Origin of the sequence: Criibacterium bergeronii (genome assembly GCF_001693775.2) — a bacterium.
GTDB lineage: Bacteria > Bacillota > Clostridia > Peptostreptococcales > Filifactoraceae > Peptoanaerobacter > Peptoanaerobacter bergeronii.
Window position 1 is genome coordinate 1 of sequence record NZ_MBEW02000063.1, and the last position, 1253, is coordinate 1253.

At 30.6% G+C, this 1253-nt stretch carries 2 protein-coding genes; both read right to left on the bottom strand.

Annotated elements, in window-relative coordinates; all coding sequences use genetic code 11:
* Window positions 1–433: 433 nt before the first annotated feature.
* A complete protein-coding gene (locus BBG48_RS10730; protein WP_068912909.1) occupies window positions 434–970 on the bottom strand; it encodes a hypothetical protein in 537 nt (178 codons plus the stop codon).
* A partial coding sequence (locus BBG48_RS11060; protein ID WP_158527931.1) for a hypothetical protein occupies window positions 967–1253 on the bottom strand: 287 nt, incomplete at its 5' end. The genes BBG48_RS11060 and BBG48_RS10730, both read right to left, overlap by 4 nt.

Here is a 1253-nt window from a genome sequence, read left to right on the forward strand (position 1 = left end):
GTTTTATGACGGTATCATCAATTTTGTCTACTTTTGTCAAAGTAATATTATCCGGTGAAAATTTATTCATAATATTGTAGTGATGGTTATTTACTCCATAAACTGCAATACTGCAATTAAATTCAAACATTTTCCGTTTTTCCTCTTTAATATTCTATTATATGGTGTTTAAATACCCCTCCCCTGCAAACATTAAAACTAAATTGCAGTGTATTTTTAGCTTTTCTAAAAATACAACATCTATATAATTGGCATGGCTAAAGTCAAGTTTTACTTTTTTATATTGCGTGGTAAATTATATCCATTTTCAAAATTATCGTTGCACCAGCCAATGTTGTACGTATTTTCAAAGTGGAGAAATTGGTACTTTGTCATATCTGTATACCTTTGCACATTAAACATAATCTTATATTACCCACAACCTTTGAATTTATCAATTTTGTGTAAAGCTATCTCCCAAAAATCCTTCTTCCCAATCTTCCTCTAAATCAACTTTTTCCTCGTCTAAAAGCTTAATACCGATTGTATATCTGTCAAAATCTGCTTGCAACCTTATTTCTACATATTTTTTGATATTTTCATCATATTTTATCAAATATGTGAGCCTGTTTGGTGCATCTCTATCCAAATCAAAAACCATTTTGCACTTTTCTTTCTCTTTCAAATAATCTATGTAACTTTGTAAATCCTCTCTTATCTTGCCTACGCTGAAATAGGTAAATACCTTTGCCGGACTTTCGTTTATTGTGCCTTTTTTTATCACATTTATTCTTCGCTCTTCTCCTAAGGCCTTTACTATAGACGGTATTTTAGCTCCACCTACATCATAGTAATCCTCGCTTGCCTCTTTTGTAACACCTTTGAATTGAAATAGTGTAATAATAAGAGCTATTACAGTTACTACTGTAACAAAGGATATAACTACTATTGCATATATTTTTAGGAATTTTTTTAGTTTTTCATATTTCATTTGTTTTCTACCTTTCTTATTCTTACTGCGTATCCATCTTCAAACAGTTTCAGCTCTATTACCACTACTGATTTATTTTCCGGCTCTTCTTTTAAAAGTCTTTTCCCGTCATCATAGTCTATTTTTTCAAATCCATATTTATTTACTAAAAGCTCTGCGTATTTTTCCACATCTTCGCTTGGATTTTTTGCTCCACTGTATGTATATGTTTGTAATCTATTAGTTATGTTCATACCATTTAGTTTTCTATCACCTACAAGGCTTTCAATGGATTGTATTATTG